This window comes from Arenivirga flava (assembly GCF_030161575.1).
In the GTDB taxonomy this organism is placed as follows: Bacteria; Actinomycetota; Actinomycetes; order Actinomycetales; family Microbacteriaceae; genus Arenivirga; species Arenivirga flava.
The window spans coordinates 3,032,395-3,050,505 of the sequence record NZ_BSUL01000001.1 but is presented as its reverse complement, the minus strand read 5'-3'; the positions used below and the strand labels follow the sequence as shown (position 1 = coordinate 3,050,505).

Sequence of the window (18,111 nt, the reverse complement as noted above, 5' to 3'; positions counted from 1 at the left end):
GCCCCGTGGACATTCGCATCGGCATCCAGAACACCGCCCGTGAGCTCGCCTTCGAGTCGAACGCGACCGCGGAGCAGATCGAGCAGCAGGTGACCGAGGCGCTCGACAAGGGCACCCCCGCGCTGGTGCTGCAGGATGCGAAGGGCAAGCGCGTCATCGTGCCGACCGCGGGTGTGGCCTACGTCGAGATCGGTGCCGAGGAGTCCCGCCGCGTCGGCTTCGTGAGCTGATCGTGGAGCTGCTCTTCGTCGCGGTCGGCGGCGCGCTGCTGGGCCTGGCGGCCCGCTACGTCGTCCCCGGCGCCCGCGACACCTACGGGGTGCTCCTGACCCCCGCCATCGGCACGGCCGTGACGGTCGCGGTGTGGGTCGCCCTGCTCTGGGCCGGCCTCACCTTCGACGGCGGCTGGATCTGGCTCATCAGCCTCCTCGTCGGCGCCGCCGCCTCGCTCGCCGTCCCGTTCGTGCTCCCGGCCCGCCGCCAGGCCGCCGACGCGAAGCTGCTCGCGGAGCTCAGCCGCGCCTGACCGGTGCGAGCGGATGCGCGCATCGCGCATCCAGCCGACCTCCCGACTCCGTCCAGCCCGTCTCAGCACGCTGAGCGGATGAGCGACGCCACCGCATCCGTCCCCTCCGTTCCCTCACGCGGCCGCGTCCTCGTGACCGGTGCCACCGGCTACCTCGGCGGCCGCCTCGTGCCGCGCCTGCTCGACGCCGGCTGGACCGTGCGCGTGCTGGCCCGCAACCCGGCGAAGCTGCGCGACGTCCCGTGGGCCGACCGCGTCGAGGTCGCAGAGGGCGACCTGCTGGACGCGGACGCCGTCGCGCGCGCCGTCGACGGCGTGGCGGTGCTCTACTACCTGGTGCACTCGATGGGCTCCGGCGGCGGCGAGTCGTTCGAGGAGACGGAGGGGCGCAGCGCCCGCAACGTGGCCCGCGCGGCGAAGGACGCAGGCGTCGGCCGCATCGTCTACCTCGGCGGACTGCACCCCGATCAGGAGGAGCTGAGCCCGCACCTGCGCTCCCGCCGCGAGGTCGGTCGCATCCTGCTCGGCTCCGGCGTGCCCACCGCGGTGCTGCAGGCCGGCGTCATCATCGGCTCGGGCTCCACGTCCTTCGAGATGATCCGGCACCTCACCGAGGTGCTGCCCTACATGCCGGCGCCGAAGTGGGTGCGCAACTTCATCCAGCCGATCGCCGTGCGCGACGTGCTGCACTACCTCATCGCCGCCGCGGAGCTGCCGGCCGAGGTGAGCCGCACCTTCGACCTGGGCGGACCGGACGTGCTGCGCTACGGCCAGATGATGAACGGCTACGCGGTCGAGGCGGGGCTGCACCAGCGCCCGATCGCCTCGCTGCCGGTGCTCACGCCGTGGCTCGCCGCGCACTGGGTCAACCTGGTCACGCCCGTGCCGCGCTCCCTCGCGCGCCCGATCATCGCCTCGCTGCAGTACGAGTGCGTCGCGCGCGAGCACGATATCGACGCCCACATCCCGCCGCCCGAGGGCGGTCTGACGAGCTACCGTCGTGCGGTGCGGCTGGCCCTGGAGCGGATGCGCGACGGCGAGGTCGAGACCAGCTGGCAGGACGCGACGGTGCAGGGCGCCCCGGCGAATCCGCTGCCCAGCGACCCGGACTGGGCCGGCCACACCGTCTACGTGGACGCGCGCAGCGCCACGACCAGCGTGCCGCCCGAGCGCGTCTGGCCCGTCATCGAGGGCATCGGCGGCGACAACGGCTGGTACTCGCTCGCGACGGCCTGGGCGATCCGCGGCCTCATGGACCGCATCGTCGGCGGCATCGGCCTGCGCCGTGGCCGTCGTGACGCGACGCGGCTGCGGCAGGGCGACGCCGTCGACTTCTGGCGGGTCGAGGAGATCGAGCCCGGGCATCTGCTGCGCCTGCGCGCCGAGATGAAGCTGCCCGGCCGCGCCTGGCTCGAGCTGCGGGTCTCGCCGGCCGACGGCGGCTCGCTCTACGAGCAGCGCGCGATCTTCTTCCCGAAGGGCCTCGGCGGCCGCCTGTACTGGTGGGCGGTGCTGCCCTTCCACGCCTTCATCTTCCCGGGCATGGCGAAGCGCATCGCGCAGACGGCCGAGCGCGACTGACCCGTGCGACCCGGGATGCGCGACCCGTCCCCCGCGACCCGGGATGCACGACTCGTCCCTCGCGACTCGGCACGTGCGACCCATCCCTCGCGACCCGTTCCTCGCGACCCGTCCCTCGCGACGCGGGATGTACGACTCGTCCCTCGCGACTCCGCGTGTGCGATTCGGAGGAGATCGGGCGTTCCCGAAGCTCGCCGGCCCCGCCGCCCCGGGCGCACGGGCTCGGTGCAGCAGCACCGCGCATCCGATGTCCTCCGAATCGCACCGGCGAGCGAATGCGAGCGAGGGGCGAGCGAGGGGCGAGCGAGGGGCGAGGGGTGCGAGCGGGATGCGAGCGAGGGGCGAGTAGGCACGGGCGCCGGGGGTGAGCGGATGCGAGCGGACGGATGCGAGCTGGGAGCGGGCACCGGGGGCAGGCAGGCGAGCACTGGCGAGCGGATGCGTCATCCCGGCTCGGTCGTGCTCGCGTGACCGCAGTCGAGGCAGGTCCAGGCGACGAGGAAGCGCTCGTCGTCGAGCACCTCGAACCGCAGGGGTCCGCCGCACGCGGGGCAGGGGCGCGGACTCCTACGGGGGCCGGGCATCCGCTCTCCCGTTCAGGCCGTGAGGCCCAGCTTGTCCATGCGACGGGTGTGCGCGCCGATGAGCTCGGTGAAGACCGGCTCGAGCCGGGTCTCGGTGTCGGCGTCGACGCCCTGCTCGGTGGCCGAGCGGGCGACGAGCATCGCGTCGCCGACGAGACGGCGGCCCCACAGGGCGAGGCGGGAGGAGAGGCGCGGGGTCGCGTCGATGGACCAGCGCAGCTCGGCGATGATGAGCCTCTCGGCGTCCTCGACCTCGAGGATGGAGCCGATCCGCTGCGGCAGGTCCTTCGGCAGCCCGCGGCCCAGCGCGGCGAAGAAGTCGTCGAGGAACCCGGCGCACACGTAGCTCGTGATGAGCGACTCGTGCCAGTCGGCACCGGTGGTCACGGTGCGGAAGCGATCGATGGCGGGGGCGAAGGGCTCCATGAGGTCGACGGCATCGAGGTCGCGGTCCTCGATGAGGCCGACGAGCGCACGGTGCTTCTCGAGCGGGAACTCGGCGATGGCTGCGGACGCGCGCTTGGCGGCGACGGTCGGGCCGAGCTGCGCGGCGCGCGAGGCCGACTCGAAGAGCGAGAGCTGCAGGTAGGCGGCCTGACCGAGGAAGCGCTCCACCGGCGGGGTCAGCTCGGCGAGCGCGACGCGCTCGGAGCGCAGGGTCGCGTCGTCGCGGGAGTTGAGGGTGGGCGCCTCCGCCGACTTGCGGCGCCGGCGACCGAAGAGCGAGAGCACCCGATCAGCGTAGACCACGGCCGCACCGGGCTAGACTCGCGGGAACGCCGCGCCCGGACGGAGCGCGCGGCCCGTGCCCTGCCGACTGCGGGGCCCTTCACCTCAAGACCGACAGGCGGACACGTGACGTTCAGCGAACTCGGCATCGACCAGGACATGGTCGACGCCCTCGCCACCAAGGGGATCCTCGAGCCGTTCCCCATCCAGACCCAGACCATCCCCCTCGCCCTCACGGGCCAGGACATCATCGGCCAGGCGAAGACCGGCACCGGCAAGACGTTCGGCTTCGGTCTGCCGCTCGTGCAGGCGCTCGGCGAGAACCCCGAGCCCGGCGTGAAGGCGCTCGTCGTCGTGCCGACCCGCGAGCTCGCCGTGCAGGTGACCGAGGACCTCGAGCTCGCGACGAGCAACCGCGCCACGAAGGTCGTCTCCATCTACGGCGGCAAGGCCTACGAGGGCCAGGTCGAGCAGATCAAGGCCGGCGCCCAGATCGTGGTCGGCACCCCCGGACGCCTCCTCGACCTCGCGGGCCAGCGGCTGCTGAGCCTCGCGAACGTCGAGGTGATGGTGCTCGACGAGGCCGACCGCATGCTCGACCTCGGCTTCCTGCCCGACGTCGAGAAGCTGTTCGCGCAGACCCCGGCGACCCGCCACACCATGCTGTTCTCGGCCACGATGCCCGGCCAGATCGTCGCGCTCGCGCGCCGCTTCATGAACCGGCCCATCCACATCCGCGCGACCGATCCCGACGAGGGCATCACCCAGGCCAACATCAAGCACGTCATCTACCGCGCGCACTCGCTCGACAAGGACGAGGTCATCGGCCGCATCCTGCAGGCCGAGGGCCGCGGCAAGACCGTCGTGTTCACCCGCACAAAGCGTGCCGCGGCACGCCTCGTCGAGGAGTTGAACGACCGCGGCTTCAACGCCGCCGCGGTGCACGGGGACATGTCGCAGGAGGCCCGCGAGCGGGCGATGGCGAGTTTCAAGGCCGGCAAGAAGGATGTGCTGATCGCCACCGACGTCGCCGCCCGCGGCATCGACGTCGACGACGTGACCCACGTCATCAACCACACGATCCCCGAGGACGACAAGGCGTACCTGCACCGCGCCGGACGCACCGGCCGCGCGGGCCGCACCGGCACCGCCGTGACGTTCGTCGACTGGGACGACCTGCACAAGTGGGCCCTCATCAACCGCGCCCTCGAGTTCGGGCAGCCCGAGCCGGTCGAGACCTACTCGTCGTCGCCGCACCTCTACACCGACCTGGGCATCCCCGAGGGCTCCAAGGGCCGCCTCAAGCGCACGCCGGCGCCCAAGGCCGAGGGCGAGCGCCCCCCGCGCGGCGATCGTGACGGCGGCCGTACCCGCACGCGGAGCCGCCGCGGCGGCTCCGGGGAGACCCGCAGCGCGGGCGCGAGCTCCGAGAACGCCGCCGAGGGCGCGGAGCAGCACGCTCCGGGCACCGGCACCCACGACGGCGCCGCACCGGCGCGCCGCCGCCGCACCCGTCGCCGCCGCCCCGCCGGCGGTGGTGGCGCACCGACGCCGCCCGCGAGCTGATCGCGCAGAGCATCCGGAGGGCCGGGTCGAGGATGTCCTCGGCCCGGCCCTCGGCCGTCCGCGGCGCTGACGAGGACGCGGGCGACGGCGCTGTGGAGGATGACTCGTCGTCGTCGGCCGCCTTCGCCAGGATGGGGGCATGACCGAGCCGACCGCCAGCCCGACCACGCCCGCTCTCGCCGTCCGACGCGCGGGGCCGTTGACCGCCATCCGCCTCTTCTACACGCGCTACGCGACCTTCTCGGGCACCGCGAGCCGCAGCGAGTACTGGTGGGCCGCGCTCTTCCTCGTGCTCGCGATCTTCGGGCCGATACTGCTGGCGGGCCCGCTCACCGCGCTGTCCCCGTCCGTCGACGGCAGCATGCCGGTCCCGGTGGCCGTTGCGCTGGTCGTCACGGCCGTCGTCGTGCTCGGCAGCCTCATCCCATCCATCGCCATCGGAGCGCGGCGGATGCAGGACGCCGGCTTCAGCGGCTGGCTGGTGCTCATCCAGCTGGTCCCCTACCTCGGCAGCCTGGTCTTCCTGATCCTGGCGATCCTCCCGCCGAGCCGGCAGTCGCTCGCCCGCACCTGAGCGACCGCTCAGCCGACGACGTCGGTGCCGCGGCCGGCGGCGACGATGCGCTCGAGCACCTCGGGGGCCGTCGTGTTCTCGGCGAGCCGGTTCGGCTTGCCGCTGCCGTGGTAGTCGCTCGAGCCCGTCTCCACGAGGCCGTAGCGCTCGCAGAGCCGGCGCAGCGCGCGCTTGCCGTCCGGCGTGTTCTCGCGGTGCTCGACCTCGAGCCCGAACAGGCCCGCGTCGACGAGCTCGGCGATGTCGCCCTCGAGCAGGTTCACGCCGCGGCCGTGCGTGGCCGGATGCGCGAGCACCGGCACGCCGCCCGCCGCGACCACGAGGCGCACACCCTCGAGCGGGGTCGGCGCGTAGTGCGGTTGGTAGTAGCCGGCCCGCGGATGCAGGATGCCCGCGAACGCCGCGCTGCGGTCGGCGGCGAGGCCGAGGGCCACGAGGGCGTCGGCGATGTGCGGCCGGCCGACGGTCGAGCCGGCGCCGGTGTGCAGCAGCACGTCGTCCCAGGTGATGGCGTAGTCGGCGCCGATCCGCCGCACGATCGCCTCGGCGCGGGTGCGCCGTCCCTCGCGGATGCGCTCCGTCTCGGCGAGCAGACCCGCATCCGTCGGATCGGGCAGGTAGGCGAGCAGGTGCACGCTGTTCCAGCCGAGCCGGGTGCTGAGCTCCATGCCGGGCACGAGCGTCATGCCGGTGCCGCGGACGGCGGCGGCAGCGGCATCCCATCCGGCCGTCGTGTCGTGGTCGGTCAGCGCCATCGCGCCGAGCCCCGCGGCCACGGCCTCGGCGACGAGGACCCCGGGCGGCTGCGTGCCGTCGCTGACGCTGCTGTGGCAGTGCAGATCGACCGGACCGGAGCGCATCCCCCCATCGTAGAGTCGGCGGGGGCCCGGCCTGCGCGCCCGGGAAGGCGTCTCGGCGTACCCGCCCGGCTGACCTGAGCGCCTCTCCCGCGATGCGGTGGAGAATGGACGGATGAGCGACACCCAGAAGGCACCGCGCGCCACGGCGAACCGATCCACCACCCCCGGGTCCGACCGTTTCAAGGACTACATCGCCGGAGCGTGGGCCGAGCAGCCGCTGCCGGCTCCGGCGCAGCGCGAGCAGGCCGCGCACGCCGCCGAGCGCAGGGCGCGCATCGCCGCGCTGCACCCCGGGGCGACCATCGTCATCCCGGCCGGCGAGCGCAAGCAGCGCTCGAACGACACCGACTACCCCTTCCGCGCGCACACGGCCTTCGCCCACCTCACCGGCTGGGGCGCCGACAGCGAGCCCGGCGCCGCGCTCGTGCTCGAGCCCGCCGGCGAGGGGCACGTCGCCACGCTCTTCTTCCGCGAGCCCGCCGGCCGCGACACCGACGAGTTCTACGCGAACTCCGACATCGGCGAGTTCTGGGTGGGCGCGCGACCGAGCCTCGGCCACGTCGCCGCCGACCTCGGCGTGGACACGCGCAGCGTGCTCGAGCTGCCGGCGCTGCTCGACGGCCTGGGCGCCGACGCCCTCGTGCTGCGCGAGGCCGACCCGGCGATCACCGCCCGGGTGGACGCCGCGCGCGGCGCGGACGCGGTGGAGGCGGATGCGACGCTCGCCCGCGAGCTCAGCGAGCTGCGCCTGGTCAAGGACGCCTACGAGGTGGCCGAGCTGCGCGCCGCGGTCGACGCGACGCAGCGCGGCTTCGAGGACGTCGTGCGCGACCTGCCGGAGATCGTCGCGCATCCGCGCGGCGAGCGCCTCGTGGAGGGCACGTTCGACCGGCGCGCTCGCGCCGAGGGCAACACCGTCGGCTACGACACGATCGCGGCGAGCGGGCCGCACGCCTGCATCCTGCACTGGACCCGCAACGACGGCCCCGTGCTGCCGGGCGATCTCATCCTGCTCGACGCGGGCGTCGAGCGCGAGAGCTACTACACGGCCGACATCACCCGCACGCTGCCGGTCGACGGCGTGTTCACCCCCGCCCAGCGCCGCGTGTACGAGGCGGTGCGCGAGGCGGCGGATGCGGCCTTCGCGATCGTGCGTCCCGGCATCCGCTTCCGCGAGATCCACGCGGCCGCGATGGAGGTCATCGCCCGCCGCACCGCCGAGTGGGGGCTGCTGCCGGTGAGCGCCGAGGAGTCGCTCGAGCCCGACGCCGGCTTCCACCGCCGCTACATGGTGCACGGCACGAGCCACCACCTGGGCCTCGACGTGCACGACTGCGCGCAGGCGCGGCGCGAGATGTACCTCGACGGCGTGCTCGAGCCGGGCATGGTGTTCACGATCGAGCCGGGGCTCTACTTCCAGCCCGGCGACCTGACCGTGCCCGAGGAGCTGCGCGGCATCGGCGTGCGCATCGAGGACGACGTGCTCGTGACGGAGGACGGCTACGAGAACCTCTCCGCGGGGATCCCCCGCACCGCCGACGAGGTCGAGGCCTGGATGGCGTCGCTGCGCGCCTGACGGATCGAGCGGCATCGGGGCCCGATGGAACCGGGTCCAGGGGCCGACGGTGCCGCGCTCCGGGGGTCGGTCTCAGCTCACTGCGGTTCGGCGGGCCCGCGCTCCAGCGCGGCGCGGGCCTGCGCGCCGAGGTTCGGGTCGACGACGATGCGGTAGCTGCTCGCGACCACCTGGTGCACCGAGGTGAAGTCGTGGCGCCGGCGATTGGCCGAGTAGGTCACGATGCTGAAGAGCATGCCGAAGCCGGCGCCGATGGCCACGGCCGCACCGAGGTAGGCCAGCGCGCCCGCCGTCGGGTTGAAGAGGGTGAGCAGCAGGCCGAGGAAGAGGCCCATCCACGCACCGCTCGCCATGCCGGTGAGGGCGGCTCGGCCGTAGCTGAGGCGGCCGGTGACCCGCTCGACCATCTTGAGGTCGTTGCCGATGATGGCCACCTGGCTGACCGGGAACTCCGCCTTCGCGAGGCGGTCCACGACGGCCTGCGCCTCGGGGTAGGTGCCGTACTCGCCGAGCACGTCCCCCGTCGGCACGGTGGGGATGACGCGGCTGCGGCGGCCGAAGGGGGTCTGAGCGCTCATGCCACCATTGTCGCGCCTCCGGCTGGCGCGCAGCTGGCGCTGAGCTATGCCCTCGGCGAACCGCACGGCGGCCCGGCGGGGTTCGCAGCGCGCATCCCGGTGGCACCGGCTGCGCCGCCACCGGCCGGTCAGAGCTCGGTCAGAGGCCGAGACTACGATGGCCGCGTGAGCTCCCCCGCGTCTTCGTCGCCCGCCTGGCCGGATGCTCCGTCTTCGACCCCGCGGGCGATCGCGTCGGCAAGGTGCGCGACGCCCTCGTCGTGTACCGCGCCGACAGCTCGCCGCGCGTGGTCGGCCTCATCGTCGAGGTCCCGGGCAAGCGCCGGGTCTTCCTCTCCATCGGCCGCGTCATGAGCATCGGCGCCGGCCAGGTCATCACCACCGGCCTCATCAACCTGCGCCGCTTCGCGCAGCGCGGCGGCGAGGTGCGGGTGATCGCCGAACTGCTCGGCCGCAGGATGCGGCTGCGCGACGGCTCCGGCGAGGCGACGGTCGAGGACGTGGCGATCACCGAATCCGCTCCCGGCGAGTGGGAGATCGAGCAGGTCTACCTGCGCCGTCCGAAGACGAGCGCCTCGCCGTTCGGCAAGGGCCAGTCGACCTTCGCCGAGTGGAAGGACCTGCAGGAGCAGAGCACCGCGGGCGAGTCGCAGTCGGCCGAGCACCTGGTGGCGCAGTACTCCGAGCTGCAGGCCGCCGACCTCGCCACGACCCTGCTCGACCTGCCGCAGCAGCGCATGTTCGACGTCGTCGACGAGATGCCCGACGAGCGCCTCGCCGACGCCCTCGAGGAGATGCCCGAGGACGATCAGGTGCAGATCCTCACCCACCTCGACCAGGACCGCGCGGCCGACGTGCTCGACCGCATGCAGCCCGACGACGCGGCCGACCTCATCGCCCAGCTGCCCGAGGAGCAGGGCGAGGCCCTGCTGGAGCTCATGGAGCCGGAGGAGGCGGAGGACGTGCGTCTGCTGCTGAGCTTCGGCCAGGACACCGCCGGCGGTCTGATGACCACCGAGCCGATCATCGTCTCGGCCGACGCGACCGTCGCGGAGGGGCTGGCCCTCATCCGCCGCCACGAGCTGGCGCCGGCGCTGGGCGCCGCGATCTGCGTCGTGCTGCCGCCCTACGAACCGCCCACCGGGCGCTTCCTCGGCATGGTGCACTTCCAGCGGATGCTGCGCTACCCGCCGCACGAGCGGCTCGGCACCCTGCTCGACAGCAACCTCGACCCGGTGACGCCGGAGACGAGCCTGGCCGAGGTCAGCCGCATCCTCGCCTCGTACGACCTGGTCTCCGTGCCGGTCGTCGACGAGAAGCACCGACTGCTCGGGGTGGTGACCATCGACGACGTCCTCGACCACCTGCTGCCCGACGACTGGCGAAGTCATCCCGACGAGCCCAGCAAGCCCGCCGCTGCCGTGAGCACCGATACGAGCAGCATCACCACCCGGAGGAGGTCGGCCGATGGCCCGCGCACCACGCGACGATAGCCGGCTCGACGCGCCCAAGGGCGTGCGCCAGCCCCTGCTGCGCCGACGCCCCAGCCGCGACCGCTTCGGCCGCATCACCGAGTCGATCGCCCGCGGCATGGGCACGCCGTGGTTCCTGATCGGGCTGACGCTCGTCTGCGTCGTCTGGATGGTCTACAACTCCGTCGGGCCGGAGGAGTGGCGCTTCGACAGCGCGGCGATCGGCTTCACGGCGCTGACGCTGATCCTCTCGCTGCAGGCGTCCTACGCGGCCCCGCTCATCCTGCTCGCCCAGAACCGGCAGGACGACCGCGACCGCGTCGCGATGGAGCAGGACCGCCAGCGCGCCGAGCGCAACCTCGCCGACACCGAGTACCTCGCCCGCGAGGTGGTCGCGCTGCGCCTGGCGATGAAGGACATGGCCTCGCGCGACTTCATCCGCGACGAGCTGCGCAGCCTGCTCGAGGAGCTCGAGAAGGACCGCAACCGCGAGTGATCGACGTCGCCGCCGCGGTCCGCCGCGCCCTCGACCGGGTGATCGACCCGGAGATCCGCAAGCCCATCACCGAGCTCGACATGGTCGGCGATGTGCGAGCGGATGCGGGCTCCGTCACGGTGGACCTGCGCCTCACGATCGTCGGATGCCCGGCCGCGACCTCCATCGAGCGCGACGTCCGCGAGGCGGCGCTGTCGGTCGACGGGGTCGAGCAGGTGCGGGTGGACGTCTCGGTCATGACCCGCGAGCAGCGCGAGGCCTTGACGGAGCGCCTTCGCGGTGGCCGGTCGCGCGCCCAGCAGTTCGGGCCGGACAGCCTCACCCGCGTGATCGCCGTCACGAGCGGCAAGGGCGGGGTCGGCAAGTCCACGCTCACCGCCAACCTCGCCGTCGCTCTCGCCGAGCGGGGGCTCGCCGTGGGCCTCGTCGACGCCGACGTGTTCGGGTTCTCCATCCCGGCGATCCTCGGCATCGCGGGCGAGAAGCCCACGCAGGTCGGCGACATGATCCTGCCGCCCGTCGCGCACGGGGTGAAGACCATCTCGATCGGCATGTTCGTCGACGACGCGTCGACCGCGGTCGCGTGGCGGGGGCCGATGCTGCACCGCACCATCCAGCAGTTCCTCACCGATGTGTTCTTCGGCGACCTCGACGTGCTGCTGCTCGACCTGCCGCCCGGCACCGGCGACGTGGCGATCTCGGTGGGGCAGCTGCTCCCCCAGGCCGAGGTGCTCGTGGTGACGACCCCGCAGCAGGCCGCCGCCGAGGTGGCCGAGCGCAGCGGCGTCGTCGCCCGTCAGACGGGCCAGCGGGTGGTCGGTGTCGTCGAGAACATGGCGGGCCTGACGCTGCCGGACGGCTCGGTCATGGAGCTCTTCGGCACCGGCGGAGGTACCGAGGTGGCCCGACGGCTCTCGGCCGGGCAGCAGGAGCCCGTGGAGCTGCTCGCGAGCGTGCCGCTGAGCACGGGGCTGCGCAGCGGCGGCGACGCGGGCGCGCCGGTGGTGCTCGGCGCCCCGGAGGACCCGGCCGCACGCGCGATCGCCGCGCTGGCCGACCGCCTCGCCGCACGCGGTCGCGGCCTCGCCGGGCGCAGCCTGGGGCTGTCACCGCGCTGAGCGGGCCGCGCCGACCGTGAGCGGGTCAGGTCGCCTCGGAGTCGAACGGCGCGGGCCTCGTCGTGTCGAGCGCCTGCGCCCGCATGCGCGCCGCCTGCGGCGCCGCGGGCTTCACCGTCGGCCGGTCCGGTTGCTCCGCCCACGCGTCGCGGATGATGCGCCGCGGGTCGTACTGGCGCGGGTCGAGCTGCTGCCAGTCGATGTCGTCGAACTCCGGACCCATCTCGTCGCGCATGCGGCTCTTGGCGCCGTCGGTCATGCGGCGCAGCGAGCGCACGAGCTCGCCGAGCTTCTTCGCGTAGATCGGCAGCCGCTCCGGCCCGAGCAGCAGGGCGGCGAGCAGTCCGATGAGCAGCAGCTTGTCGAAGGTCAAGCCGAGGAAGGACACGACGACAGACTAACGCCGCCACCGCCGCGCCTCCTGCGGGTCGAGGGATGCTCGCCCTAGAGTTGCCGAGGAGGCAGGAGCACGTGGTGGAACGAGAGCTGAACTGGAAGTTCGCAGAGGACTTCGTCGTCGAGTCCGCGGCGGTGCTGGAGGCGCGCCGCACGGCGCAGGAGCTCGGCATCGACAGCGTCTCGCCCGCCACCGGCGCGCAGCTCGCCGTGCTGGCCGCGACGCTGCGGGCGCGCACGATCATCGAGATCGGCACCGGCGCGGGCGTCAGCGGCCTGCGGCTGCTGGGCGGCGCACCCGAGGCGCACCTCACCTCCATCGACCTCGAGAGCGACCACCAGCAGGCCGCCCGCAAGGCGTTCGCCGACGGCGGCGTCCCCGCCAACCGCATCCGCCTCATCACCGGCCGTGCGCTCGACGTGCTGCCGCGCATGAACGAGGAGAGCTACGACCTCGTGCTCGTCGACGCCGACGCCGGGTCGATCCTGGAGTACGTCGAGCACGGCCTGCGCCTGGTCCGTCCCGGCGGACTCGTGCTCGTGACCCACGCCCTGTTCCACGGCCGCGTCGCCGATCCGGTGCGCCGCGAGGACACCGTGGTGGGCATCCGCAGCCTGCTCACCGAGATCGCGACGTCGGATGCGGTGATCGCCTCGCTCTCGCCCCTCGGCGACGGTCTGCTGCAGCTCGTCAAGCGCGGCTGAGGCCGCACGGACGAAGCGGGCGCCCGATCCGAGGATCGGGCGCCCGCTTCGTTCGTGCTCGGTGCGTCAGGACGCGGCGGCCACGACCGCGCCGAGCGCGTCGTGCAGTTCCTTCGCCTCGGCGTCGTTGACCGAGACGACGAGTCGTCCGCCGCCCTCGAGGGGCACCCGCACGATGATCAGTCGCCCTTCCTTGACGGCTTCCATGGGACCGTCACCGGTTCTGGGCTTCATCGCTGCCATCGTGCTCCCCTTTCGTGGCTTACTCCCCCATTATCCCTGCAACGCGAGGGGATCCGGAAATCAATCGATCACGGAACGGTCCAGTCGGCTCCCAGCACGAGCCAGCACCACTCGATCCAGAGCTGCTGGCCCGCGAGGCAGGCGGCGACCAGCGGCCACCGGAACCACGGCGAGCGCGGCGCGGCGACGGCGCCGAGTGCCGGGAAGGCCGGCAGCAGGATGCGGAACGTGCTCGACTGCGGGAACCACACCGCCAGCAGGTACAGCCCGTAGCTGACGGTCCACGCCACGAGCAGCGGGCCGAGCCGCCGCACCGCCGGGGTGAGGAGCGCGACCGCGACGAGCGCGAGCAGCAGCACGAGGGCGATCGGGCCGAGCACGTCGTCGACCCACCACTGCGCACCCTGGAACCACGGCGTGAAGGGCACGAGCTCCTGCCGGCCGAGGTAGGCGCTGCGCCAGGCCAGCTCGGTGTCGGTGTAGGCCGTCGGCGAGCCCGTGCCGATCGCGGCGGCGACCAGCCAGACCAGGCCCCAGCATCCGCTCCACACGGCCAGGGCGCCGAGCCGCCAGCGCTCGGCGGTGGGGAACGGCACGCCCTCGCGCCGCTGGCGGCGGTGCCGCAGCATCCAGACCAGCAGCAGGGCGAGCGCGAGCGGCAGTGCGCCCGGGCGGGTGACCGCGAGCACCGCGACGACCGGGAAGGCTGCGAGCAGGCGGCCTCGCTGCACGAGCAGCAGCGCGACGCCGAGCAGCAGCGCGAACAGCGACTCGGCGTAACCGAGCTGCAGCAGCGGCGAGACCGGGGCGACGCAGAACAGCAGGACGGCGAAGGCGGCGGTGCCGGCCGGCAGCACGTCGAGCAGCAGGCGGTGCAGCACGACCGCGGCCCCCGCGCCGCAGACCACCGCGACCACGACCGCCAGCACGTCGTAGGGCAGGCCCGTCGCCAGCATGAGCAGGCGCACGACGGCCGAGTAGACGGGCATGAAGGCCCAGGCGTTCTCGCGGACGTGACCCGCGTCGTCCACGGGCAGCTGCGAGGGGTAGCCGTGCTCGGCGATCAGCGCGTACCAGGCGCCGTCCCACATCGTGGCGAAGTCGGCGTAGCCGGGCGCCGCATCCGTGAAGGGGTTCGCCTCCTGGCGGGCGGCCGCGGCGAGCAGCAGCCAGGTGGTGGGGATGCGGGTGACCGCGAAGATCGCGAGCGACTGCGCCCACCAGGGCCAGGAGAGCGGATGCGCGCTGCCGCGCCGGGTGCGCTCGCTCAGCCGCGCGTCAGCCACGCGCGCAGACCGCGCTCGAACTCGGGGATCTGCGCGACCGGCACCCGCTCGTCATCCTTGTGCGCGAGGGTCGGGTCGCCGGGGCCGTAGTTGATGGCGGGCACGCCGAGGGCGGAGAAACGGGCGACGTCGGTCCAGCCGAACTTGGCGCGCGGCTCGCCGCCGACCGCCGCCAGCAGCTCCTGCGACATGGCGCTGTCGAAGCCCGGGCGCGCTCCGGCGGCGAGGTCGAGCACCTCGAGCTCCACGCCGGGGAAGAGGGCGCGCACGTACTCGACCGCCTGCTCGGGGCTGCGGCTCGGTGCGAAGCGGAAGTTGACCGTCACCACGCACTCGTCCGGGATCACGTTGCCGGCCACGCCGCCGGTGACGCCGACCGCGTTGAGTCCCTCCTTGTAGACGAGGCCGTCGACCTCGACGTCCTCCGGCTGGAAGGCGGCGAGGGTCTGCAGGATGGCGCCGGCCTTGTGGATCGCGTTCGATCCCATCCAGGCGCGGGCGGAATGGGCGCGCTGACCCCTGGTCGTCAGCGCGACGCGCAGGTTGCCGTTGCAGCCGCCCTCGATGCCGTTGTCCGTCGGCTCGCCGAGGATCGCGAGATCGCCGGTCAGCAGCTCCGGGCGGTTGCGCACGAGGCGGCCCAGGCCGTTCAGCGCATCCGCCACCTCCTCGTGGTCGTACCAGACCCAGGTCACGTCGACGCTCGGCTCCGTCAGCTCGACCGCCAGCTTGAGGTGCACGGCGCTGCCGGCCTTCATGTCGACGGTGCCGCGACCCCAGAGCACCTCCACGTCGTCGACGGTCTCGAAGCGGGTCGGCAGATTGTCGTTGAGCGGCACCGTGTCGATGTGCCCGGCGATCACGACGCGCTGCGCCCGACCCAGGTTCGTGCGGGCGACGATCGCGTCGCCGTCGCGCACCACCTCAAGGTGGGCCGCGCCGGCGAGGGCGGCCTCGATCGCATCCGCTACGGCCTTCTCGTCGCCGGAGACCGATTCGATGTCGCAGAGCTGCCGGGTGAGTTCGATGGAGGAGGCGGTGACGTCGAGCGAAGGCATGGCTGCAACCCTATCCGCGAGGTGCCGTCGCTAGGCTTGGCGGCATCATGAGCAACCCCACCTCCTCCCGCCGCGCCTGGGGCCACGGCCTCGCCACCATCGCCGCCGACGGCACGATCCTCGACACGTACTTCGCCGCTCCCGCGCTCGGCGACGCGCCCGCATCCGCTCCCGACCTGCCCGCCGAGCACGCCGGTCTGCTCGGCCGCGACGAGCGCCGCGACGTGACGGTCGAGGCCGTGCTCGTGGCCATCGACCTCGACGAGGCGCCCGCGTCGACCCCCGACGCCTACCTGCGGCTGCACCTGCTGAGCCACCTGCTCGCGGCCCCGAACTCGCTCAACCTGGACGGGATCTTCGGCCATCTGCCGATCGTCGTCTTCACCAACGCCGGCCCCGTGCACCCCGACGCCTTCGCGCGCCTCGCGCCCGTGCTGCTGCGCCACGGCATCCAGGCGTACGGCGCCGACAAGTTCCCGCGCCTGCTCGACTACGTGGTGCCGCCGAAGGTGCGCATCGCCGACGCGTCGCGGGTGCGCCTCGGCGCCCACCTCGCGCCGGGCACCACGGTCATGCACGAGGGCTTCGTCAACTTCAACGCCGGCACGCTCGGCACCTCCATGGTCGAGGGCCGCATCTCGCAGGGCGTCGTCGTCGGCGACGGCAGCGACATCGGCGGCGGCGCGTCGATCATGGGCACCCTCTCCGGCGGCGGCAAAGAGCGCGTCGTCATCGGCGAGCGCGCCCTGCTCGGCGCCAACAGCGGCATCGGCATCTCGATCGGCGACGACACGGTCGTCGAGGCCGGTCTGTACGTGACGGCGGGCACCAAGGTGGTCGTGCTCGGCGGCGAGCAGCGCACCGTGAAGGCGCGCGAGTTGAACGGCGTGCCGAACCTGCTCTTCCGCCGCAACAGCGTCACCGGCGCCGTCGAGGTGCTGCCCCGCGACGGCAAGGGCGTCGAGCTCAACGCGGCGCTGCACGCGTAGGCACGCGCACGGGAGGGGGTCGGTCTGCGGGCCGGCCCCTTCCGTCGTCCGGACGCCGTGGCGCTGCGGGCAGCCCCTCCGACCGACACCCTCGCGCTGCGGGCCCGTCCCTCCGACGTCCCGGCGGACTGGCGCTGCGGACCTGCCCCTCACCTCGCCTCTTCCGACGTCTCGCGACCGCCGAGACCGATCCCGATCCCGATCCCGAATGACGGAGTCTGACGGCGCAGCACCGAGCGTTCGGCCCGTGCCGACCTCCGCTCCCGGCGAACTCCGTCATTCGGGATCGAGGAGATGGAGAGAGCGGAGCGACCACAGCACGGCGGACGGCGGGGCGGCGCGGGGCCGGGGCAGGCCGCGGGCGCCGGGTACCGGATGCCCGCAGCGCCGACGCGCGAGGCGGGCGGAACGTTGGGCTGCGCTCCGTGCATCCGCTCGTTAGCGTCGAGAGCATGGACATCACGACGGGACGGATGCGGGCGGCCATGATCGCGGCGGCTTCGGTGGCACTGCTGGTCACCGGCTGCGCGAGCGGCGGCGGAGCGGGCGGTTCGCTCGACGGGAACCCGGAGGAGACCGCACCGGCCGAGACGGCGCCCGCCCCGGAGACGAGCGCTCCCGTGGACGACTTCGAGCCGAGCGTCGCCTGGCTCGAGGAGGGCGCGAGCTTCGAGCTCACGACCTACGGCAGCTCCAGCTGCCCGGCCGAGGTCGCCGAGGTGCTGCTCGACGCTCCCGACCGCGTCACGCTGCAGCTGGCGCCGCCGAGCGACGGCATGTGCACGATGGACATGGCGCCGACGACGCAGACGATCGAGCTGCCCGAGGGCGCGGACGGTCGCCCGCTCGGCATCGCGCTCCGAGCCGATGACGGCACGGTCGCGGCGGACCTGACGCTGGACTGAGCTCACGGCGCCCGCGGCCGGTACACCCACGTCACGAGCACCACCGAGATCAGCATGAGCAGGTACCAGGAGACGAACTTCTCGGGCCCGACCAGGTGCCAGCCGTCGAGCTGCGACGGGTAGCGCCACGCACCGGCCCAGGTGCCGACGTTCTCGGCGATCCAGATGAACAGCGCGACGAGCCCGAAGGCGACGAGCACCGGCATCTGCAGCACCGTCTCGTGGATGCGCACGTGCATGACCGTGCGCGCGTAGAGCAGCACGACCAGCGCGAGCAGCACCCAGCGGGCGTCCGGCAGCCAGTGGTGGCTGAAGAAGTTGACGTAGATGCCGCCCGCGACGAGCGCGGTGAGCCAGCGGCGCGGGTAGTGGGCGAAGCGCAGGTCGAAGAGGTTGTGCACGCGCACGAGGTACGAGCCGATCGCCGCGTACATGAAGCCGCTGAACAGCGGCACCCCGCCGATGCGCAGCAGCCCCTCGCCGTCGTAGGTCCACGAGCCGACGTCGGTCTTGAACAGCTCCATCACCGTGCCGACGACGTGGAAGAGCAGGATGACGCGGAACTCGCGCCACGACTCGAGGCGGAACGCGAGCATGAGCACCTGCACGAGCACCGCGGCGATCGTGAGGGCGTCGTCGCGGGCGATCGGAGCATCCGCCGGGTAGACGAGCCGCGAGAGCAGGATCAGCACGATCAGCGCGCCGCCGAAGACGCAGGCCCAGGCCTGCTTGGCGCCGAACACCAGGAACTCCACCCACCGCCGGCGGGCCTCGCTGCGCCGCTGCCCGCTGCGGTCGAGCAGCCGGCGGGCCGCCCGGTCGATGCGCGCTTCGACGGGGGTCAGGCCTCGGGGGTGCATGCTCCGAGC

21 protein-coding genes are annotated in these 18,111 nt (G+C 73.1%); 12 read left to right on the top strand and 9 right to left on the bottom strand.

The window, feature by feature from the left end; all coding sequences use genetic code 11:
* Positions 1-5: 5 nt before the first annotated feature.
* The 3 genes from QQK26_RS15040 (at position 6) to QQK26_RS15030 (ending at position 2,107) form a co-directional block, all read left to right on the top strand.
* Positions 6-230 carry a DUF3107 domain-containing protein gene (locus QQK26_RS15040; RefSeq protein WP_284234225.1) on the top strand — a complete coding sequence of 75 codons (225 nt, stop codon included), beginning with the start codon at positions 6-8 and terminating at the stop codon, positions 228-230.
* Between the two features lie 2 nt (positions 231-232).
* On the top strand, positions 233-526 hold the full coding sequence (locus tag QQK26_RS15035) for a hypothetical protein (protein ID WP_284234223.1): 294 nt from the start codon (positions 233-235) through the stop codon (positions 524-526).
* Positions 527-604: 78 nt separating this feature from the next.
* Complete coding sequence (locus tag QQK26_RS15030) at positions 605-2,107, top strand: SDR family oxidoreductase (RefSeq protein ID WP_284234221.1); 1,503 nt, start codon at positions 605-607, stop codon at positions 2,105-2,107.
* A 443-nt stretch (positions 2,108-2,550) separates the two neighbouring features.
* Here QQK26_RS15030 and QQK26_RS15025 read toward each other — a convergent pair whose 3' ends face one another.
* Together QQK26_RS15025 and QQK26_RS15020 are read right to left on the bottom strand one after the other, a co-directional pair.
* Positions 2,551-2,691, bottom strand: coding sequence for a primase-helicase zinc-binding domain-containing protein (locus QQK26_RS15025; protein WP_284234215.1), 141 nt, complete (start codon positions 2,689-2,691; stop codon positions 2,551-2,553).
* A gap of 12 nt (positions 2,692-2,703) precedes the next feature.
* Complete coding sequence (locus tag QQK26_RS15020; RefSeq protein WP_284234213.1) at positions 2,704-3,423, bottom strand: ferritin-like fold-containing protein; 720 nt, start codon at positions 3,421-3,423, stop codon at positions 2,704-2,706.
* Positions 3,424-3,546: 123 nt separating this feature from the next.
* Here QQK26_RS15020 and QQK26_RS15015 point away from each other — a divergent pair, with 123 nt between their 5' ends.
* Both QQK26_RS15015 and QQK26_RS15010 read left to right on the top strand, forming a co-directional pair.
* Positions 3,547-4,986 carry a DEAD/DEAH box helicase gene (locus tag QQK26_RS15015; protein ID WP_284234211.1) on the top strand — a complete coding sequence of 480 codons (1,440 nt, stop codon included), beginning with the start codon at positions 3,547-3,549 and terminating at the stop codon, positions 4,984-4,986.
* 139 nt (positions 4,987-5,125) lie between these two features.
* Positions 5,126-5,560, top strand: a complete 435-nt coding sequence (locus QQK26_RS15010; protein ID WP_284234206.1) for a DUF805 domain-containing protein — start codon at positions 5,126-5,128, stop codon at positions 5,558-5,560.
* 8 nt (positions 5,561-5,568) lie between these two features.
* On the opposite strand, the gene QQK26_RS15005 is transcribed toward QQK26_RS15010, so the two are convergent.
* The gene (locus QQK26_RS15005; RefSeq protein WP_284234199.1) at positions 5,569-6,420 is read right to left on the bottom strand and encodes a PHP domain-containing protein; all 852 of its coding nucleotides are present in this window, start codon (positions 6,418-6,420) and stop codon (positions 5,569-5,571) included.
* 112 nt (positions 6,421-6,532) lie between these two features.
* Here QQK26_RS15005 and QQK26_RS15000 point away from each other — a divergent pair, with 112 nt between their 5' ends.
* Positions 6,533-7,996: an aminopeptidase P family protein gene (locus tag QQK26_RS15000; RefSeq protein WP_284234197.1), complete on the top strand. Its 1,464-nt coding sequence runs from the start codon at positions 6,533-6,535 to the stop codon at positions 7,994-7,996.
* Positions 7,997-8,073: 77 nt separating this feature from the next.
* Here QQK26_RS15000 and QQK26_RS14995 read toward each other — a convergent pair whose 3' ends face one another.
* Entirely contained in the window at positions 8,074-8,574 is a 501-nt protein-coding gene (locus QQK26_RS14995) for a YflT domain-containing protein (protein ID WP_284234196.1), read from the bottom strand.
* Positions 8,575-8,768: 194 nt separating this feature from the next.
* On the opposite strand from QQK26_RS14995, the gene QQK26_RS14990 reads away from it, so the two are divergent.
* The 3 genes from QQK26_RS14990 to QQK26_RS14980 are packed head-to-tail and all read left to right on the top strand — an operon-like array spanning position 8,769 to position 11,660.
* Positions 8,769-10,067 (top strand): magnesium transporter MgtE N-terminal domain-containing protein, encoded by a 1,299-nt coding sequence (locus QQK26_RS14990; protein WP_284235376.1) that lies wholly within the window; start codon positions 8,769-8,771, stop codon positions 10,065-10,067.
* Positions 10,042-10,542: a DUF1003 domain-containing protein gene (locus tag QQK26_RS14985; RefSeq protein WP_284234195.1), complete on the top strand. Its 501-nt coding sequence runs from the start codon at positions 10,042-10,044 to the stop codon at positions 10,540-10,542. The genes QQK26_RS14990 and QQK26_RS14985 overlap by 26 nt, the downstream gene beginning before the upstream one ends.
* The gene (locus tag QQK26_RS14980) at positions 10,539-11,660 is read left to right on the top strand and encodes an Mrp/NBP35 family ATP-binding protein (protein WP_284234193.1); all 1,122 of its coding nucleotides are present in this window, start codon (positions 10,539-10,541) and stop codon (positions 11,658-11,660) included. Before QQK26_RS14985 ends, QQK26_RS14980 begins: the two co-directional genes overlap by 4 nt.
* A gap of 25 nt (positions 11,661-11,685) precedes the next feature.
* On the opposite strand, the gene QQK26_RS14975 is transcribed toward QQK26_RS14980, so the two are convergent.
* Positions 11,686-12,048, bottom strand: coding sequence for a twin-arginine translocase TatA/TatE family subunit (locus tag QQK26_RS14975; protein ID WP_284234191.1), 363 nt, complete (start codon positions 12,046-12,048; stop codon positions 11,686-11,688).
* A gap of 83 nt (positions 12,049-12,131) precedes the next feature.
* Between QQK26_RS14975 and QQK26_RS14970 the strand changes: the two genes are divergently transcribed.
* Positions 12,132-12,761: an O-methyltransferase gene (locus QQK26_RS14970; RefSeq protein WP_284234189.1), complete on the top strand. Its 630-nt coding sequence runs from the start codon at positions 12,132-12,134 to the stop codon at positions 12,759-12,761.
* A gap of 66 nt (positions 12,762-12,827) precedes the next feature.
* Here QQK26_RS14970 and QQK26_RS14965 read toward each other — a convergent pair whose 3' ends face one another.
* The 3 genes from QQK26_RS14965 to dapE form a co-directional block, all read right to left on the bottom strand.
* Entirely contained in the window at positions 12,828-13,004 is a 177-nt protein-coding gene (locus QQK26_RS14965) for a DUF3117 domain-containing protein (protein ID WP_284234188.1), read from the bottom strand.
* 68 nt (positions 13,005-13,072) lie between these two features.
* A complete protein-coding gene (locus tag QQK26_RS14960; protein WP_284234186.1) occupies positions 13,073-14,290 on the bottom strand; it encodes a mannosyltransferase family protein in 1,218 nt (405 codons plus the stop codon).
* Positions 14,272-15,348, bottom strand: coding sequence for a succinyl-diaminopimelate desuccinylase (dapE, locus tag QQK26_RS14955; protein ID WP_284234184.1), 1,077 nt, complete (start codon positions 15,346-15,348; stop codon positions 14,272-14,274). The genes QQK26_RS14960 and dapE overlap by 19 nt, the downstream gene beginning before the upstream one ends.
* 47 nt (positions 15,349-15,395) lie before the next feature.
* Between dapE and dapD the strand changes: the two genes are divergently transcribed.
* The gene (gene dapD / locus QQK26_RS14950) at positions 15,396-16,337 is read left to right on the top strand and encodes a 2,3,4,5-tetrahydropyridine-2,6-dicarboxylate N-succinyltransferase (RefSeq protein WP_284234182.1); all 942 of its coding nucleotides are present in this window, start codon (positions 15,396-15,398) and stop codon (positions 16,335-16,337) included.
* 452 nt (positions 16,338-16,789) lie between these two features.
* Positions 16,790-17,242, top strand: a complete 453-nt coding sequence (locus QQK26_RS14945; RefSeq protein WP_284234180.1) for a hypothetical protein — start codon at positions 16,790-16,792, stop codon at positions 17,240-17,242.
* Positions 17,243-17,244: 2 nt separating this feature from the next.
* On the opposite strand, the gene QQK26_RS14940 is transcribed toward QQK26_RS14945, so the two are convergent.
* Entirely contained in the window at positions 17,245-18,102 is an 858-nt protein-coding gene (locus tag QQK26_RS14940; RefSeq protein WP_284234177.1) for a DUF817 domain-containing protein, read from the bottom strand.
* Positions 18,103-18,111 lie beyond the last annotated feature (9 nt).

What these genes read in the sequence shown, in the direction of transcription:
- QQK26_RS15030 (WP_284234221.1), top strand. Translation starts at nt 605, where the DNA reads ATGAGCGACGCCACCGCATCCGTCCCCTCCGTTCCCTCACGCGGCCGC.
- QQK26_RS15025 (WP_284234215.1), bottom strand. Translation starts at nt 2,691, where the DNA reads ATGCCCGGCCCCCGTAGGAGTCCGCGCCCCTGCCCCGCGTGCGGCGGA.
- QQK26_RS15010 (WP_284234206.1), top strand. Translation starts at nt 5,126, where the DNA reads ATGACCGAGCCGACCGCCAGCCCGACCACGCCCGCTCTCGCCGTCCGA.
- QQK26_RS15005 (WP_284234199.1), bottom strand. Translation starts at nt 6,420, where the DNA reads ATGCGCTCCGGTCCGGTCGATCTGCACTGCCACAGCAGCGTCAGCGAC.
- QQK26_RS15000 (WP_284234197.1), top strand. Translation starts at nt 6,533, where the DNA reads ATGAGCGACACCCAGAAGGCACCGCGCGCCACGGCGAACCGATCCACC.
- QQK26_RS14995 (WP_284234196.1), bottom strand. Translation starts at nt 8,574, where the DNA reads ATGAGCGCTCAGACCCCCTTCGGCCGCCGCAGCCGCGTCATCCCCACC.
- QQK26_RS14985 (WP_284234195.1), top strand. Translation starts at nt 10,042, where the DNA reads ATGGCCCGCGCACCACGCGACGATAGCCGGCTCGACGCGCCCAAGGGC.
- QQK26_RS14965 (WP_284234188.1), bottom strand. Translation starts at nt 13,004, where the DNA reads ATGGCAGCGATGAAGCCCAGAACCGGTGACGGTCCCATGGAAGCCGTC.
- dapE (WP_284234184.1), bottom strand. Translation starts at nt 15,348, where the DNA reads ATGCCTTCGCTCGACGTCACCGCCTCCTCCATCGAACTCACCCGGCAG.
- dapD (WP_284234182.1), top strand. Translation starts at nt 15,396, where the DNA reads ATGAGCAACCCCACCTCCTCCCGCCGCGCCTGGGGCCACGGCCTCGCC.
- QQK26_RS14945 (WP_284234180.1), top strand. Translation starts at nt 16,790, where the DNA reads ATGGACATCACGACGGGACGGATGCGGGCGGCCATGATCGCGGCGGCT.
- QQK26_RS14940 (WP_284234177.1), bottom strand. Translation starts at nt 18,102, where the DNA reads ATGCACCCCCGAGGCCTGACCCCCGTCGAAGCGCGCATCGACCGGGCG.